We start from the raw sequence: 16,624 nt of genomic DNA, 5'->3' as shown, positions 1-16,624 counted from the left end.
TCCGTTTCTCTAGCGAATGGAAAAGCCGCTGGTTAACACACAGCGTCGTGAGCGGGCAAAAGTCCGGGCTGACGTTGTCCCTTCTCCGGTCGGTGTAGCAATGGTGAAGGTCGTAAAACCTTCGCCACCGACGCCAATACCAGCCCAGGAGGGGCCATTTTTGACAAAGATAGAGGTTTGCATAACGCGCGCAGCAAGGTTGAGCCGTGAGATGTTCTGCGAGTGCATAATTGCGGTGTGATGCAAACTGTCTTCTACATTCAGCGCCAGTGTGAGGGCGCTATCAAAATCGTTGACCTTCACAATGGGTAGCATTGGCATGAGTTGTTCGCTGGTAACCCAGCTATCATCGGCGTCAACAACGGCAATCAGTAAGCGCGGCGCTTTTACCGGCAAAGGGAGGCCTGCGGCCTCGAGCAAGGTTGATGGACTTTTGCCGACCAGTTTTTTGTTGGCGACGCCGTCTGGCAGGCAAACAGCACGCAATTTTTCAGTTTGTTCATGGCTAAGAAGAAGGGCGCCAAAACTTTGCATCTGTTGAATTAAATAATCAGCCACTGAGGTCACGACGATCAGGCTTTTTTCAGCGATACACGGCAGGTTGTAATCAAACGAGGCTCCATTGATGATGTCTTCGGCAGCTTTCACAATATCTGCCGTTTCATCGACGATGCAGGGGGGATTACCCGCACCGGCACCAATCACTTTTTTGCCACTTTTCATTCCCATGGCGACGATACCCGGACCGCCGGTAATCGCCAGAACGCTGATTTTAGGGTGCACCATCATCTGTTCGGTTGCGGCAAAGGTCGGTTCAGATACAGTAACGATCAGGTTATGAATGCCACTACAGCGAAACGCGATGTCTTCGATTATGGCGATCAATTTCAGCGAGACGTTTTGGGCTCCCGGGTGTGGACTGAAGTAGACGCTATTACCAGCTGCCAGCATGCTGATGCTGTTGTTAATGATGGTTTCCGTGGGATTGGTACTTGGCGTGACCGAGCCAATAACTCCAAACGGGGAGTATTCAAACAAAACCATGCCACCATCACCGGTCAGTGCGGTGGTGGTTAAATCTTCAATTCCAGGTGTGTTATCGAGTGCCGCTTTGTTTTTTAAGTACTTATCTTCTTTATTTCCCATTCCCGTTTCGTTAGCGCTCTCTTCCGCCAGTTCTGTAAGACGGGGCGTTAATTCTTCGCGAATAGCGCTGATAATGGCGCTGCGGGTTTTAAGAGGACACTGTTGAAAACGCAAAAAGGCCTGGTGTGCAGCGCTGATAGCTTCATCGACAGTCTGGAAAATACCGTTTCTTTGCGTTTGTGATGTCGTGGGTGCTAGCTGCTCGCGCAGAATATTGCGGATCAGTGTTTCTAATTCAGAGTTATTCATTGGTTTTCTCCCACGTTAATTGCCGTCATTGCGCTTTGGGCAATATCCATGTCTTGTTCAACGCTACCACCACTAATCCCAAGCCCTCCAAGCAATATTCCGTCACGCCAGAGGGGGAAGCCGCCACCAAAAGTGACGACTTTGCCTTGCATATGGCTTTCGAGTCCGTAAAGCGGCGCACCCGGTTGCACGGTATCCGTAAGCTTGTGTGTTGCCGTTTTCATCGCCACGGCGGTCCAGGCTTTTTTCGGTGCCAGTTCACTGCTGACCAGAAGTGCATCAGGCATCCGCCAGGTAACACTTTCTGTCCCGTTGGCATCAACAATGCTGATGACAACGGGAATATGCAGTTCATCCGCGCGCATTGCCGCGCTACGAATGAGCTGATGAAGATCCTGAAAAGTGAGCGACATCGTGCGTTCCTTCAATGCTGGAATGTGGTTGGCTGCGTGATAACGTTTTGTGATTTCCTGAATCATCAGGTTCTGATGAGCAACGTTGTCTTCCACGCGGGCGAGGGCATACAGGCAATCGGAAAGCCGGTTGATATAGTGCAGTAAAACATGGCGGACGGAGGCTTCCGTTGTCAGTTCAACCAGACGCCTTTCAGCTCTCCGGGCCACGGTGCGGGCGAAATGCATGCGGCTCGCGGCTTCACAACGTCCTGGCAGAATGAAACAGTGAACTGGAGGAACAGCGCTCATTGCGCTATCGATCGCTTTTTCAAGTGCAGCAATTTCTTCCGTACTGATGTAACGCTGCTGCGCTGATGGCTGCTCGCTTTCACTGGCGAGTTCGGCGCTAAACCAAAATATCTGTTGCTGAATGGCTTCCAGTAATATGCGATGGCTTTCGATGGCGGTGGCGCAATAACACAGACTGAGTGTCGCGTTCAGTTCATCCAGTGTGCCGTAGGCTTCGACGCGTAGATGAGTTTTACTCACGCGTTGTCCGGTAAATAGAGACGTACTTCCTGAATCACCTGTGCGGGTATAAATCGCCATCTTTCAACTCCTTAGCGCGAAAGCGTATCTACAATGCCGACCACTGCCAGGTCGATGGCTTCGTTGGGACCGCTAAAAACATGTCTGGCGCTGGAGCCGCTGCTGAGGAGTACCAACTCACCGACGCCTGCACCGACTGAATCAACGGCAACTTCGTCACCGGTTAATGGCGTGAGAGGCAGTTCGCCGTCAGCACTGACCCGGCGAACCAGCAGCAGTTTTTTCCCAACCAGGGATGGTGATTTTTGCGTGGATACCACCGCGCCAGTGACTCGAGCCAGATGCATGGGTTACTCCTGCCTGATTAACTGAATGTTTCGGGTCATTGCCGCTTCACGCGCAAGTGCGGTCACACAACATTTCCGTTGCAACACCACTATCCCTGCGCATAACTGCACTACGTCGGCATAACTTAAAAGCTGACCACGATGAAGGTAGATTGGTTGTCCTTGTTCGTCGCACCAGGTTAGCGGTAGATGGGCGAGAGACTTCAATTTGATGGCGTTCAGGAAATGACTCTGCAACGACAATTGAATGTGTATTCCCCAGGCTAACGCCTCGTGAATGTGGATTACCGCTCGATCGGACGTTTCGTTCTCCGCAAGTTGTCGCAGCAACGGTAAATCGACGTATCGAATTTGTAACGAAGCATACTGATGAACTATCTCGTTAACGCTGGCTTCTCGCAGTTGCGAAACCGACAGCGCGAGTGTTTTCCCCGCACGTTGTTTCAGGCGAAAAATCACTTCTTCAACAATGTGTTGCATCAGTTTGTTATTCATGGCAACGACACCAGCGTGGCAAAAACGGCTGGATTATCAGCGCCTGCGGCGTTGGCCTCGTCGGTATCAATATGCATTTCAAGGCGCATATCTGGTGAGACGCGAACAGCAACGTTATCGAATATCAGTCGTCGTTCATCACCTTCAATGGCGACCGCCACTTTATCGCCATGTGTAACGCCATAAATCAGGGCATCTAGCGAAGACATATGAATGTGCCGTTGTGCGACAATAACGCCAGAAGCGATTTCCAGCTCTGCAAACGGGCTTATCAGACGAATCCCCGGTGTGCCGCTGAGATCGCCAGACATACGTAGCGGGGCGGTGATCCCTAATGTTCTGGCGTCAGTCCGGGAAATCTCCACCTGGCTTGAATTACGTAGTGGCCCTAACAAGCGAACGTTGTGTAATTTGCCTTTTGGACCCACCAGCGTAACAACCTGTTCAGCAGCGAATTGACCAGGTTGCAGTAATGACTTTTTCTCGCTGATCGCTTGTTCAGGAAAAAGGCGCACATAATCCGCCGTTGAAAGATGAATATGACGACTGGAAATGCCCAGAGGGATAGGGCGCTCGCGCATTTCATCCAGAACCTGGCTAACAGTATCCTGCAAGGTTTGTTTATCCATTGCTACTCCCCTCGCTTATCAGAGTGCAGACAAAGTGAACGTGGCTCACCTTTTTGCCGTTGACACGCGGGATCAAGACACAAATTACAGCAGATAATCTCTGGGGGGGCGACTGTTGCTGGCGTTTCGCTTACTGCCACCGTCATATTCATTGTTTCTGTTGGGCGGGGCAGTATTCCCTCACCCGGGCGGGCAATCACTTTGTGTGCGACGAGGCCATTTCGCTGTTCGGCGAAACTGGCCCCCGTCGCGATCGCCGCATTAACCGAGGCGACGTCACCGGTGATTTTAATGAGCGTCCAGCCTGAGCCATTGGTCTTCTCAAGGCCAACCAGCGTGATGGACGCGGCTTTTGCCATAGCATCTGCGCAACTGATGGCGAGTGCCAGACCACTGACTTCAAGTAATCCCAGTGATTGCTTCACGCTGTGCTCCTTAGCGAATGGGGTTATGCAGATTTAGGTAAAATGGCCTCAACATCGCTGTGTGGCCGCGGGATGACATGGCAGGATTTCACTTCGCCAACGGCGCTTGCGGCGGCGCTTCCTGCATCAACGGCGGCTTTTACTGCGCCAACATCGCCACGGACCATCACCGTAATCAGACCCGAACCAATCTTTTCATAGCCAACCAGTTGCACGTTGGCGGATTTAACCATGGCATCTGCGGCTTCAATTGCGCCAACTAACCCTTTTGTTTCAACCAGTCCTAGTGCGTTGTTCATACAGCGTTTCTCCTGTGGATTATGAGTGGCATTCCCTGAAGGGAATGCCTTTTACCAGGCGGGCAGCGTTATTGCCGATGCTGCGCCGGGCATGGTTATCTTGTTGATACATCAGCGTAAACAGTGGCGCTGATGCCGGTAAGTTTTTGTAATGCACAATCAGCTTTTCCTGGTCGCAGGCTATGCCAACCAACAGGGGGGACTGACGAGCAGCCTGCCAGGCGCTATCGATGACTTCACCTGACGGGATATGTTGAATGCGAAAGGGGATACCTTCCTCTTCAATGCCAAGAAGCACCTCATTCCATGTACTGATACAGTCACCTATTTCCGTAACGACAATAGCGGGCGTATATTCTTTACTTTCCATGAGCCAACTCCCTGTGCCAGGAAATCAGTAGCCCGGTAGCTACCGCATTGCGCGGGCCTTCACTACCACGGATATTCCCCCGTCCGGCGACCAATCGATAATGCGCCAATGCATCGGTGACTAACTGCGGCACTTCGAAATCCAGCGAAGAACCGCCGACCAGAACGACGAACGGAATATCGCGAATATTTCCGCCTGGACTTACCTGACGTAGCGCGCGCAGGGCATTGGTGACGAAGACGCGCTCTTTCGCACTGCGGCGAACAGCACGTACTTTTTCCAGTGTTAAATCGCCGGGAATAGGCACCAGTTCGTCAGGTTTCACCACACAAACGCGGGCAAATACATGAGGGGACAGCGGAGTAGGGAAGAACTGAACGCTGCCGTCTTCATGGCGTAAATGGAACAGGCTTTCTACTTTTGCCAACGGGTATTTTTTGATTTCTTCTGCCAGATAACGATCATTTAAGCCCAGTTCCCTGGCAATAATCATCGTCACCATGTCGCCCGCTCCCGCAAGGTGAGTGGCTATCATTTCCCCTTTCTGATTGATGATGGAGGCATCGGTAGAACCTGCGCCTAAGTCCAGAATTGCCAGAGGGCGTGTGGTTCCTGGGGTAGTCAAGGCTCCCTGAATTGCAGCTTCTGCTTCAGCGCCTCCGACCTGAACATCAACATGCAGTTTTTGCTTAATTTCACTGGCGATCATCGCCATTTGCAGTCGGTCGGATTTCACCATAGAGGCGATACCCACTGCCTGTTCCAGTGAAAATTCACCAGCCAGCCCACCGGTTACGCTGACGGGAACAGAGGTATCTATCGCCAGTAAATCCTGAATAAAAATTTCGTGGCTGGGTTTATTGGTCAGTTCCGCCATAGTCTGGCGAACATGTTCCAGCATACCGCCGATGTTGGTGCCCGGTTCTCCCGTTACGTTTTCCAGTTTTGGGCACTCGCCGACCGCTTTCATAATGGCATCGGCACCAGCAGCAACATCAACTCGTATTGTACGTCCGGCAGAAAGCAGCTCGATGTTTCCGGCGGGTATCGAACGGGCTTTAACGTCGCCAGAAGGTGTTTTCACCACTACTGCAGAACGGTTGCCTATGAGTGCTCGTGCAACAGGAACGATATTTTTAGTCTCTTCAGCATTGAGGGCGAAAACAGTGGCAATCCCATACGGATTAGACAGGGTTTCGATAACCTTCCCGGGAACGGCGACTTCAATCGCGGCCAGCATGCCGAGCGGAATACGATCGATGTAGAGGACTTCATCAACAATGGGTAAAGGGATTTCCAGGCGGTTACTGACAAGCACGCCATCATCACGTTGCAGAATAACGCCAGTCAGTTGATATCCGGCACGCACGGAGGCGTTTATCATGGTCGCGATATCGGCAAAATCAAATGCCGATGACACGACCAGAATGTACGGTGTATCCGCCGGACGTGTTAACAACTCTTGTGGAGTGATGGTGAGCCCCACGCCCAGTCCTACTCCGCCTGGCGTTTTTGGGTTGTGACCAATCATGGTTGACTCGGTGATGATGGTTTCCGTAATGGTTTCCATCGCCACATCGCCAATGACAGGAGTTGCTTCGTTGATACGAATAAGCGAAATATCGCTGACATTGATGCCGACTTTTTTCGTTGCCTGTGCGAGCGCCTCCTGAATGCCATATACGTTACGCAACGTACCTTTAATTCCGGTGGTTTCCGCAAGGGCGCTGCTCACGAATGACAATTCTCCAGACGTACTGAGCGTCGCCAGAGCAACTTCTGTAGATGAATTGCCGATATCAATGCCTGCTATATATCGCATAGTTCGTCCTTAATCGTCGCCTTTCAGTTTTTTACGCTCGACATAGAGTTCTGCAGCTTCGCGGACAAATGCAGCGCAAATTTTGGCCTGATAACGACGTTCAAGATCGTCAGCAATGGCAATGAGTTCTTGCTTAGTTGAACGATAAGGGCGTAACGCATTATAGATTTCAAGGATGTGATCATCCGGCACTGAGGTAAGCTCGGCGGCACGTTCAAAATTCATCGCCAGACGATCGCGACCAGCATCTCTGGCAATCGCGGCCTGAATACGCAATGTTTCAGGGGTTATGCGCATGTCCTGGGCGGTGACTTTATCGCTGAGTACATTCTCCAGAGTGAAATCGTCGAGCGTTTTATTGGTCGCCGTTTTAACCCATTCCGGATGTTTATTTGCCAGCGGATAATCCGTCACTTTGGCGTTCTGTATTGACGCGTTGGGTGTCGCAGAAACAGGAGCTGCATCCTGTAGACTGTTCATGCGGTTCAACACGTCCCTGACCATCGACTCAATTGCATCGGTATTCATGAAGGTTTCCTTTGTTAAAACGTCACGCGCAGTTCTTGCGGTTTTTTGCCAGTGACCACGTACTTCGTCTCTTTGATATGCAAAATGGCTGATTTGGCCTGGTATTTAGGCCGCGCCATTTGATCGTTGAGGGTCGGAACTGGTTGTGGAGACTCACGCTTCGCATAACGCGCGGCGTTTTTACCAATCTGGCGATAAGTTTCCAGCGTCAACAAAGGCGCTTGCGGGAAAAGTTCCAGGTTAGACAAAGGAGGAAGCCCCTGCTGGTGGATAACCGTGGTGCCTTTTGACTGAATACCAATAGCAATGCCGGAACCACTAAGGCGATCGCCTTCGACTGCTACGAATGCGACATCGGACGATTTAAAACAACGAATGACACGCGCTTTAATGCCTTCTTCTTCAATACCGGCAATCACTTCACGCAAGATGTTTTTATGCGGAATACCGATAATATTGACGGTCTGCGCCAGGCCAAATGCCGGGCCTACAGCAATAATGACTTCATCCTGCTGAGTGCCTTGTTGGGCTTCGCCAATTTCAGTTAAAAAATTTCCGGCATCCGGTGCGGAAGTGGCAGTGGAGGCGACAGGCGCGCGAAATGAAACGGACTTGTCGCTGGTTTGCATTTCTGCCAGCACGTCTTCGATAATCTGACGCAGTAATTTTTCGTTAATTTCCATTTCTCACCCTTAGTCAATTTCGTTGGGATCAAGTGCACCGGGAATATTTTTGATCTCTTCCCAGCGTTCCCCTTGCAGGCGATAACCTGTAGCCGGTCCGGCGTAATCATTGACGTCATTGACCGCAGAGAGCACTTGTCCGTCATCGACGATAATGGCTGAGGTATGGAGATAATCGCCGGTCAGTTTCGCTTTTTGCATGTTGAGCATGTCCTGAGCGACATCGGTAAAACCGCCTTGCGCCAAGGCTTTCACCACTTCCAGGCTGTTACGGTTTTTATTGATAATTTCCTGGGCGAACTTGATGTCTTCTACAATGTTGCGCTCTGGCATATCTTTCGAACCGTGGGCATAGGTCGCCGCTTCGACCTCTTCATCGGTAATAAGGGGTAATCCCATACCGGCAAAGACAGCCTGTAAAGCGCGTGCGGCTTTATTGCGGATAGCGACAACATCTTCTTCGCGCACCGGTCGCAGACCGCCATCAACCTTCAGGTCACGCTGAATGACGTTGTAATCATCGAAGTCTTCGGCGTCTTCGTTTGAACCGGCAAACATGTTGTCGTAGTTCGGCACAGCGGAAAAACCGGAAGAGATAAAGTCAGTACCCGGCAGAAACTGCATCAGGAAACGCGCGGTACGGCGCATATCTGAGTGGGTAAAGGTCTGGTCATTACTGGAGGCACATTCCAGATCCAGCGATGAGCAAATTAGGTTTTCCGCCAGCACTGCGCGGATGCCTGACGGCACAGCTGATGGAACACCAATGCAGCTTACGGAACCATTCTGCAGCCCCTGTACGCCTGCGGCTTTGGTGATGTAAATGCAACGAGCCTCGAGATAAAGCATTGATTTGCCTTCCGCGTAACCCATCTGTACTTCAGAGCCGGAGCCGGAAGTAAAGCGCATTTTTAAGCCGCGAGAAGCATAAGATGACGCGAGAAATCCTTTTGACCACGGGGTATCATCGCCATCGGTGAAAACAGGTTCCGTGCCGTAAACAGAAATCGTTTCGGCGTAACAGGTGTGGCCTAACATACCGAGTTTCAGTTCGGTGGCTTCTTCCAGTGAACACTGGGTCAAGACGCCCGGGCGCCCTACCTGGGAACCTACCAGCAGAGCGATGGCGTTGAACGGCGCATAGCGAGCCACGGCAACGGTGGTTTCCTGTTCATCAAACCCGCGCCATGCGCCTTCAGCTGCGTCAGCGGCAATTTGTACCGGGTTATCTTTGACGTTAGTGACGTGAGCCTGTTGTGATGGTGTTCGACGGGCGCGCATTTTCTGCATCGCCATCATCATCTCTACCACGTTCATCTGCGAAACCACTTCGACGATTTTGGCGGGCGTCATTGCTGTGGTAAGGGGAACGATATCGCTACGTTTGACATTTGGATCGCACAGCATATTGGCAAGTTTGACCGAATCCATCGCGATGACTTCTTCGGCGCGCGCGAGATTGATGCCGTAACGGGCGATAAAGTGGTCGATCAGGTCAAACTGGCTGGCGGGTTTTCCATCCAGCTCGGTGACGACGCCGTTAACAATTTTGATTGACGGTTTTGGATCGTTCGGGCTTTCCATCGCAATGAAGCCTTCTTCAATCCACTCTTTAACGAAACCGTCCTGGTTGACTGGGCGTTTGGCCAGTGCTTCAAATCTTTTCGATCTCATGAATCTGCCTCAGGGAATTCAGATGTAGGAAGGGCGATCGTTTTTCGGTGTATCGCCGAGAGTCGAAAGTACGGTTTTACCGATTTCGCGTGCGGAGATGACCGCCTGACGGACTGCGCCGGAGTCACCCGAGATAATCAGAATGACTTCATTGCTGTAGCTGGTGCCTTGAGCGGGAGAGCTGTATGCCACCACGTCCACATTGGCGGACTTCAGCGCGGTGTCGGCCATCAGAACACCCACAGCGGCTGGAGCGCCGACAATAACGCCGCAAGCCCGTCCCAGTGGTGCACCAAACGCTTTTTCCAGTGCATAGCTGGCGCGGGCGGTATATTGCAGTTCAAGATGCCCGGCTTCGTTGGCATAGACATCGCCAAAGGTCCGATCGAGTTCTTTCAGGGCAACTTCAATACCGCGTTTCACGTCGGAAACATCGTTGCCACCTAAGAGGATTAATGAGCCGTGTCCGGCACCGCCTTTGGTATCGCGAGGAAGTTCAATGCTAATAACTTCAGTGTTCGTAGCTTTTACCGCTTCATCAGCGGCCATAATGTGTGGACCTGCGCCAATACGTGCACCCAGAATGCCAATGGAGCGATAGCGTTTTTCAAGTTTCATCGCGTCCAACAGGGCGCTATCAACGTTCGCAATGACCAGACCTACAGTGTCGCCAATAGCGGTGCCAACAAATTCCGTTAACGTGCAGCTTTTTTCTGCCATAGCCGTCTCTCGTGTTTGATGAGTGGTTTCCGGGAGAACCTCATGCTCTGGCGTCGCTACGCGAGCGATGACCTGCGCCATGATCTGTTCGACCAGTTCATTGCTACTCATGGGTTAATTCCCTTTGGTAAGATTTTTTCGACATCGGTATGTGGGCGGGGAATAACGTGTACGGCTTTTACTTCACCGACGTTACGCGCGGCGGCGGCACCTGCGTCTGTTGCCGCTTTTACAGCCCCGACATCACCACGAACGATGACGGTCACCAGCCCGGAACCTATTTTTTCGTAGCCAACCAGCAATACATTTGCCGACTTCACCATGGCGTCTGCGGCCTCTATGGCGGCAGTTAAGCCTTTGGTTTCTACCATTCCTAACGCTTCTTGTTGCATAAAGACCTCGCCTGGATTTTTTGACGATATGACTATAAAAAAAAGCGAGGAAAAAGAATGGCTGACTTAATCGGCCAATGAGAAAAATAAATAGAGGACAAATATTATAAAATTGCTTTTATATACTATATGTTATTAATTTATTGGTTGTTTTGTGGGCCTTTCAATGTGAATTAATTGCGTTGGCTGAAGGGTTTAATCGCGAATAATATTTCGTTGGGTTTGGTTCGCGGAAAGGAACTGTGATATTTGTTTAAATTTTATTATGTCATGATGACAATTTTTTATTGTGAAAGTTTGGCGGTAATTATTACTTTCAACACTGATTAACGCTGTGTTGCATGCTTCTGCAATGACAATAATTTGCTATGTCAGCACGATTTTTCCACGAGTCTGTCATGCATGTTGGCAATATTTTCCGCAGAGCAATTTTTATAGTTGCGCTCGATATACACAACAATCAGCAATTCTGTTGGCTGATGAAGAAACAAACTCCGCAAAGAAGGTGTCACTATGAATGATTCACTCAAGGCGCAATGCGTTGCCGAGTTTTTGGGCACCGGACTGTTCCTCTTTTTTGGCATTGGTTGTTTGTGTGCCCTCAAACTTGCTGGGGCAAGTCTGGGGCTGTGGGAAATTTGTATTATTTGGGGGTTAGGGATTTCGCTTGCTGTTTACCTTACGGCAGGTATTTCCGGTGCTCATCTCAACCCGGCAGTTACCATTGCTCTGTGGCTGTTTGCCTCTTTCCCAGCCCGTAAAGTGCTGCCATTTTGTGTGGCGCAATTAGCGGGTGCCTTTGGTGGTGCGGTTCTGGCATATTTTTTATACAGCAATTTGTTTACCGATTTTGAATCTGCCCACAATATGGTTCGTGGAAGTGCAGAAAGTTTACAACTCGCCAGTATCTTCAGTACTTACCCGGCAGCGGCAATAAATGTATGGCAGGCGGCACTGGTTGAAATAGTCATCACGTCTATGTTGATGGGATTGATTATGGCGTTGACCGATGACGGCAACGGTGTACCGAAGGGGCCTCTTGCACCTTTACTGATTGGTATTCTGGTTGCTGTTATTGGTGCTTCTACTGGACCATTAACCGGTTTTGCCATGAATCCAGCGCGTGATTTTGGGCCAAAAATTTTCACCTGGCTTGCGGGCTGGGGAGAAATAGCGATGACTGGCGGACGCAATATTCCTTATTTTATTGTAACCATTATTGCCCCGGTCATTGGTGCCTGCGTTGGTGCGGCGATTTATCGCTTTCTCATTGCACAAAATTTACCTGTCAATAGTGTTACGCCTAAAGATATCCGCGAATAGCGAAATAACCTGGCGGTTATAAACGTTTATTTTTTTACTGTTTGTGATCTGCTTTCCGAACTTATTAAAAAGTCTCCCGCTTCATGGAGGCTTTTGTTATTGTCCTCTGTGCTTCTCGTCAGTAAATCATCAGGGATGATGTGAAGATTAAATGTAAAACAATTGTTTTTTACAATAACAATAAATTAACTGGGAGGTTTTATCATGATTTCTGCGGCGACACTTAATTCAGAACTCATTAATAAAATCGCGCAGGATTTTGCGCAGGCGACCAGCCTTGCGGTTGTCGTGGTCAATATCCACGGTGATGAAATTTCCGAACTTTTTAACTTCACCCCGTTTTGTCAGATGATGCGGCAACATCCACAGCTTAGCACTCGCTGCCGCATGAGCGATCGTTGTGGAGGCCTGGAAGCTTCTAAATCCGATCAACCTTGTATTTACCGTTGCCATGCAGGATTAACTGATTTCTCTATTCCTTTGGTGATTGCCGGGCATTTAGTCGGCTTTGTGTTGTGTGGACAAGTCCGCCTGCGTAATGGTGATGTCGATTTGATCGATATTCTGAATGTCGATGATCGTTGGCAAGCTGATCCCGAATTACTTAATGAATTTCGCAAAGTCCCGGAGATGGATTACTCGCGAGTTATGGCCTCTGCTGATTTGTTGAAGTTGATTGTGGAAAATTGCCTCAAAAAGCAACTCAATTTTGTCGTTATTAAAGAGAATAAACCTCATTCGGATTCAGTTCGTCAGACCCGTGCGTCTAATCCCCACGATAATAAAATGAAAAAAGCATTGCGCTATATTGATGCGCATTTATCAGACGATTTACGCCTGGAGGATGTTGCTTCGCATGTTTATCTAAGCCCTTATTATTTCAGTAAATTGTTTAAGAAATATCATGGAATTGGTTTTAATGCATGGGTAAACCAACAACGCATGGCCAGCGCCCGTGAGTTGCTGTGCCATAGTGACTGGAGCATCGCCAGCATTGCGCGTAATTTAGGCTTCTCTCAAACCAGTTATTTTTGCAAAGTTTTTCGACAGACCTATCAGGTAACGCCGCAGGTTTACCGTCAGCAAATTAGCGAAAATACGGCTGCGGAAACGGCATAAATTCAATGTAAAAAATGAGGGGTGGTTAAATATACTCTGGCAGTAATAATTCATTTACGTGTTATGGGAAAATTGAAATCGGCTCATAACATACGCTGACATGTTTGGCACATTTGTGCCTGGGAAGAGGGTGGAAATCCCTCGCAGCCCCCGCTGCTGTAATGCTGACAACCCCGAAAATGCCACTGATCGTGAGATCGGGAAGGTCGGGGGAGGATGACGCTAAGCCAGAAGACCAGCCTGTCAGTTAATACCAACAACTTCGGTGGGAAGTGGGTTGTCTGGAAGCGCCCGGTTGAGCACTGGCGCGTCTTTATACCCCTACCACCCTGAAAGGATCAGGGGATGGCGGCAGCATTTATTTCATTCATCGTCGTGTCGACAGGCACCAGGGCTGCACTTATGGTGTGGCAATCTTTTTTTGTGGCATATCAACCTGACCGTTATTACAGGAAACTAAGCGGAGGGTGGTGGTCATGAAAACGATAAAACCTGAATCGATAGCTCTTTTTTGCCTCTCATCTGGCGATATTGAACTCGCTAAACATCTGGCTGAAATGTTGCCTATTACCTGTTTTGTCGGTGAGGATTGGCAGCAAGGTTTCCTGCCTTTTAAGGGTGGGCCAGAACAATCATTATCAGATGCGTATAGCGATTATTCAGTGCTGTTATTGATTGCTGAAAGCGGGACACTCATCCCAGAAAGGCTCCCTATGCCTGATGGCGTGACGGTAATCTTAATAGCAGAGCACAATGCTCGTTTGCTGAATGGCTCGGCTGATGGGGCTGTAGCGTTAATCCATTATCTGAATGAAATGTGTCAATTCAGAGAAACCGTTGCTAATGACACATTTTGTCGGTCGTTAACGCAGGGAAATTGGGCTATTTCACAATGCCTCCCCCATTCGTAATGGATTGAGAATGCTGGATTTTTATTTTTAATACGCGCAGTATTAATCGAAGAAATGTTATTACGGTCAGTAACAGTGGAACATCCATTGCTCTGGTCAATGAATACCATCATACAATTGAACCGGGAGTCCGTATGATGATTTTGGTGACGGGGGGCGCACGGAGCGGGAAGAGCCGGCACGCCGAGGCGCTTATTGGGGACACTCCACAGGTCCTGTATATCGCTACTTCGCAAATTTTTGATGATGAGATGGCCGCACGGATTGAACATCATCGGCAAGGCCGCCCGGCGCACTGGCACACGGTGGAACGCTGGCAAAATCTTGATGAGTTAATTAACGCAGACATTAACCCGCAGGCTGCCGTGTTGCTGGAATGCATTACAACAATGGTGACTAATCTTTTGTTTGAATATGGCGGCGATAAAGATCCTGAAAAATGGGATTATGACGCGATGGAGCAGGCGATTAACGGTGAGATTCAGTCGTTGATTGCCGCCTGTCAACGTTGTACTGCAAAGGTCGTATTAGTGACCAATGAAGTGGGCATGGGGATTGTGCCGGAGAATCGTCTGGCGCGACATTTTCGTGATATTGCCGGGCGGGTAAATCAGCAGCTGGCCGCTGCGGCAGATGAAGTATGGCTGGTGGTTTCGGGTATTGGAGTAAAAATCAAATGAGTAAATTATTTTGGGCGATGCTCTCTTTTATTACGCGTCTGCCTGTAACGCGTCGTTGGTCCCAGGGGCTGGATTTCGAGCATTATTCTCGCGGTATCATTGCTTTTCCCTTAATTGGTTTATTGCTTGGCGCCATTAGTGGAGTGGTCTTCATGGCGTTGCAGGCATGGTGTGGCATACCGCTGGCGGCACTGTTTAGCGTGCTGGTGCTGGCGCTGATGACAGGGGGATTCCACCTGGACGGCCTCGCAGATACCTGTGATGGCGTATTTTCTGCACGTAGCCGCGATCGCATGTTGGAAATCATGCGTGATAGCCGTTTGGGTACCCACGGTGGTCTGGCGCTGATTTTTGTGGTTCTGGCAAAGATTCTGGTGCTAAGCGAGTTGGCACTGCGTGGCGAACCGATCCTTGCATCGCTGGCGGCTGCATGTGCGGTTAGCCGTGGGACTGCCGCATTGTTGATGTATCGTCATTGTTATGCCCGGGAAGAAGGGCTTGGTAATGTGTTCATTGGCAAAATTGACGGGCGACAAACCTGTGTCACCCTCGGTTTAGCCGCTATTTTTGCTGCCGTATTATTGCCGGGTATGCATGGTGTGGCTGCTATGGTGGTGACGATGGTGGCGATTTTCATCCTCGGCCAGCTTCTCAAACGGACTCTGGGCGGGCAAACCGGCGATACGCTAGGAGCAGCCATAGAACTTGGTGAACTGGTCTTCCTGCTGGCACTGCTATAAGACTGATTACCGAAGAGACGCTACATGCAAACACTCGCCGAATTATTGAATACGATCCCTGCCATCGATCCTGCCGCTATGTCGCGTACCCAACGGTATATTGATGGGTTACTCAAACCTGTCGGTAGTCTGGGAAGACTGGAGGCGCTTGCCGTACAACTGGCAGGAATGCCGGGACTGAATGGTGTGCCTCATGTGGGCCAAAAAACAGTGCTGGTTATGTGTGCCGATCATGGCGTCTGGGATGAAGGTGTCGCTATTTCTCCGAAAGCAGTGACAGCCATCCAGGCTGAAAATATGACACGTGGAACAACTGGTGTGTGTGTGCTGGCAGCACAAGCGGGCGCTAAAGTTCACGTGATTGATGTTGGGATTGATACCGTTGAGCCTATCCCTGGGCTTATTAACATGCGTGTCGCACGAGGTAGCGGTAATATTGCCTCGGGTCCGGCAATGAGCCCCTGTCAGGCTGAAGCGTTGCTTTTGGACGTCATACAATATACGCGCGAGTTAGCGAGAAATGGCGTCACGCTGTTTGGTGTGGGTGAACTGGGGATGGCAAATACCACACCGGCAGCGGCGATAGTCAGTGCGATTACTGGACGCGATCCTGAAGAAGTGGTCGGTATTGGCGCAAACCTGCCGACAGATAAACTGGCGCATAAAGTTGATGTTGTTCGTCGGGCAATAACATTGAATCAACCGAATCCACTGGATGGTATTGATGTGCTGGCCAAAGTTGGTGGGTTTGATTTGGTCGGAATGGCTGGCGTAATGTTAGGTGCCGCTTCCTGCGGTTTACCCGTGTTGCTGGATGGATTTCTTTCTTACGCCGCTGCACTTGCCGCCTGCCGGATGTGTCCTGCAATCAAACCGTATCTCATTCCTTCTCACCTGTCGGCAGAAAAAGGGGCGCGTATAGCGCTGTCACATTTGGGGCTGGAGCCTTATCTCAATATGGAAATGCGTTTAGGTGAGGGGAGTGGCGCAGCGCTGGCGATGCCCATCATCGAAGCCGCCTGCGCGATATACAGCAACATGGGAGAACTTGCCGCCAGTAATATTGTTCTACCGGGGAAGACGACTTCTGAATTGAACAGTTAAAAACGAAAAGTCAGATAAAAGCTA

At 50.0% G+C, this 16,624-nt stretch carries 20 protein-coding genes and 1 riboswitch; of the genes, 6 read left to right on the top strand and 14 right to left on the bottom strand.

Annotation, left to right across the window (positions count from 1 at the left end; all coding sequences use genetic code 11):
* Positions 1-9 precede the first annotated feature (9 nt).
* Genes pduP through pduA form a run of 14 tightly spaced genes read right to left on the bottom strand, consistent with a single transcriptional unit; the run spans position 10 to position 10,723 of the window.
* Positions 10-1,395, bottom strand: a complete 1,386-nt coding sequence (gene pduP, locus D9738_RS08640) for a CoA-acylating propionaldehyde dehydrogenase PduP (RefSeq protein ID WP_130259974.1) — start codon at positions 1,393-1,395, stop codon at positions 10-12.
* A complete protein-coding gene (gene pduO / locus D9738_RS08635) occupies positions 1,392-2,399 on the bottom strand; it encodes a two-domain cob(I)yrinic acid a,c-diamide adenosyltransferase PduO (RefSeq protein ID WP_130259973.1) in 1,008 nt (335 codons plus the stop codon). Before pduO ends, pduP begins: the two co-directional genes overlap by 4 nt.
* An 11-nt stretch (positions 2,400-2,410) precedes the next feature.
* On the bottom strand, positions 2,411-2,686 hold the full coding sequence (locus tag D9738_RS08630) for a EutN/CcmL family microcompartment protein (protein WP_000549830.1): 276 nt from the start codon (positions 2,684-2,686) through the stop codon (positions 2,411-2,413).
* A 3-nt stretch (positions 2,687-2,689) separates the two neighbouring features.
* Positions 2,690-3,181, bottom strand: a complete 492-nt coding sequence (gene pduM, locus D9738_RS08625) for a microcompartment protein PduM (protein ID WP_130259972.1) — start codon at positions 3,179-3,181, stop codon at positions 2,690-2,692.
* Positions 3,178-3,810: a phosphate propanoyltransferase gene (locus D9738_RS08620; RefSeq protein WP_130259971.1), complete on the bottom strand. Its 633-nt coding sequence runs from the start codon at positions 3,808-3,810 to the stop codon at positions 3,178-3,180. The genes pduM and D9738_RS08620 overlap by 4 nt, the downstream gene beginning before the upstream one ends.
* A gap of 2 nt (positions 3,811-3,812) precedes the next feature.
* A complete protein-coding gene (locus D9738_RS08615) occupies positions 3,813-4,235 on the bottom strand; it encodes a BMC domain-containing protein (protein WP_165383326.1) in 423 nt (140 codons plus the stop codon).
* A 23-nt stretch (positions 4,236-4,258) separates the two neighbouring features.
* Positions 4,259-4,534 (bottom strand): propanediol utilization microcompartment protein PduJ, encoded by a 276-nt coding sequence (pduJ, locus tag D9738_RS08610; protein ID WP_001057752.1) that lies wholly within the window; start codon positions 4,532-4,534, stop codon positions 4,259-4,261.
* 19 nt (positions 4,535-4,553) lie between these two features.
* Entirely contained in the window at positions 4,554-4,904 is a 351-nt protein-coding gene (locus D9738_RS08605; protein WP_130259969.1) for a glycerol dehydratase reactivase beta/small subunit family protein, read from the bottom strand.
* On the bottom strand, positions 4,894-6,726 hold the full coding sequence (locus D9738_RS08600) for a diol dehydratase reactivase subunit alpha (RefSeq protein ID WP_130208661.1): 1,833 nt from the start codon (positions 6,724-6,726) through the stop codon (positions 4,894-4,896). Before D9738_RS08600 ends, D9738_RS08605 begins: the two co-directional genes overlap by 11 nt.
* Positions 6,727-6,735: 9 nt before the next feature.
* Positions 6,736-7,254 carry a propanediol dehydratase small subunit PduE gene (gene pduE / locus D9738_RS08595; protein ID WP_130259968.1) on the bottom strand — a complete coding sequence of 173 codons (519 nt, stop codon included), beginning with the start codon at positions 7,252-7,254 and terminating at the stop codon, positions 6,736-6,738.
* Between the two features lie 14 nt (positions 7,255-7,268).
* The gene (gene pduD, locus D9738_RS08590) at positions 7,269-7,937 is read right to left on the bottom strand and encodes a propanediol dehydratase medium subunit PduD (protein ID WP_130259967.1); all 669 of its coding nucleotides are present in this window, start codon (positions 7,935-7,937) and stop codon (positions 7,269-7,271) included.
* Positions 7,938-7,946: 9 nt separating this feature from the next.
* Entirely contained in the window at positions 7,947-9,611 is a 1,665-nt protein-coding gene (gene pduC, locus D9738_RS08585) for a propanediol dehydratase large subunit PduC (protein WP_130259966.1), read from the bottom strand.
* An 18-nt stretch (positions 9,612-9,629) separates the two neighbouring features.
* A complete protein-coding gene (gene pduB, locus D9738_RS08580) occupies positions 9,630-10,442 on the bottom strand; it encodes a propanediol utilization microcompartment protein PduB (protein WP_000097479.1) in 813 nt (270 codons plus the stop codon).
* Entirely contained in the window at positions 10,439-10,723 is a 285-nt protein-coding gene (gene pduA, locus D9738_RS08575) for a propanediol utilization microcompartment protein PduA (protein WP_001183614.1), read from the bottom strand. Before pduA ends, pduB begins: the two co-directional genes overlap by 4 nt.
* Before the next feature lie 513 nt (positions 10,724-11,236).
* Here pduA and pduF point away from each other — a divergent pair.
* The 6 genes from pduF (at position 11,237) to cobT (ending at position 16,600) form a co-directional block, all read left to right on the top strand.
* Positions 11,237-12,046 carry a propanediol diffusion facilitator PduF gene (pduF, locus tag D9738_RS08570; RefSeq protein ID WP_130259965.1) on the top strand — a complete coding sequence of 270 codons (810 nt, stop codon included), beginning with the start codon at positions 11,237-11,239 and terminating at the stop codon, positions 12,044-12,046.
* Positions 12,047-12,250: 204 nt separating this feature from the next.
* The gene (gene pocR / locus D9738_RS08565) at positions 12,251-13,165 is read left to right on the top strand and encodes a regulatory protein PocR (protein ID WP_130216415.1); all 915 of its coding nucleotides are present in this window, start codon (positions 12,251-12,253) and stop codon (positions 13,163-13,165) included.
* An 83-nt stretch (positions 13,166-13,248) separates the two neighbouring features.
* Positions 13,249-13,424: riboswitch (cobalamin riboswitch) on the top strand.
* 217 nt (positions 13,425-13,641) lie between these two features.
* Positions 13,642-14,076, top strand: coding sequence for a cobalamin biosynthesis protein (locus tag D9738_RS08560; protein WP_130259964.1), 435 nt, complete (start codon positions 13,642-13,644; stop codon positions 14,074-14,076).
* A gap of 134 nt (positions 14,077-14,210) precedes the next feature.
* Positions 14,211-14,756 carry a bifunctional adenosylcobinamide kinase/adenosylcobinamide-phosphate guanylyltransferase gene (gene cobU, locus D9738_RS08555; protein ID WP_130222270.1) on the top strand — a complete coding sequence of 182 codons (546 nt, stop codon included), beginning with the start codon at positions 14,211-14,213 and terminating at the stop codon, positions 14,754-14,756.
* Complete coding sequence (gene cobS, locus D9738_RS08550; protein ID WP_130259963.1) at positions 14,753-15,496, top strand: adenosylcobinamide-GDP ribazoletransferase; 744 nt, start codon at positions 14,753-14,755, stop codon at positions 15,494-15,496. The genes cobU and cobS overlap by 4 nt, the downstream gene beginning before the upstream one ends.
* 24 nt (positions 15,497-15,520) lie before the next feature.
* Entirely contained in the window at positions 15,521-16,600 is a 1,080-nt protein-coding gene (gene cobT / locus D9738_RS08545; protein ID WP_130259962.1) for a nicotinate-nucleotide--dimethylbenzimidazole phosphoribosyltransferase, read from the top strand.
* Positions 16,601-16,624: the final 24 nt, after the last annotated feature.

This window comes from Escherichia sp. E10V5, from assembly GCF_004212315.1.
Classification (GTDB): Bacteria; Pseudomonadota; Gammaproteobacteria; order Enterobacterales; family Enterobacteriaceae; genus Escherichia.
The sequence above is the reverse complement of the archived record's forward strand: the minus strand, read 5'-3'. Positions and strand labels throughout refer to the sequence as shown.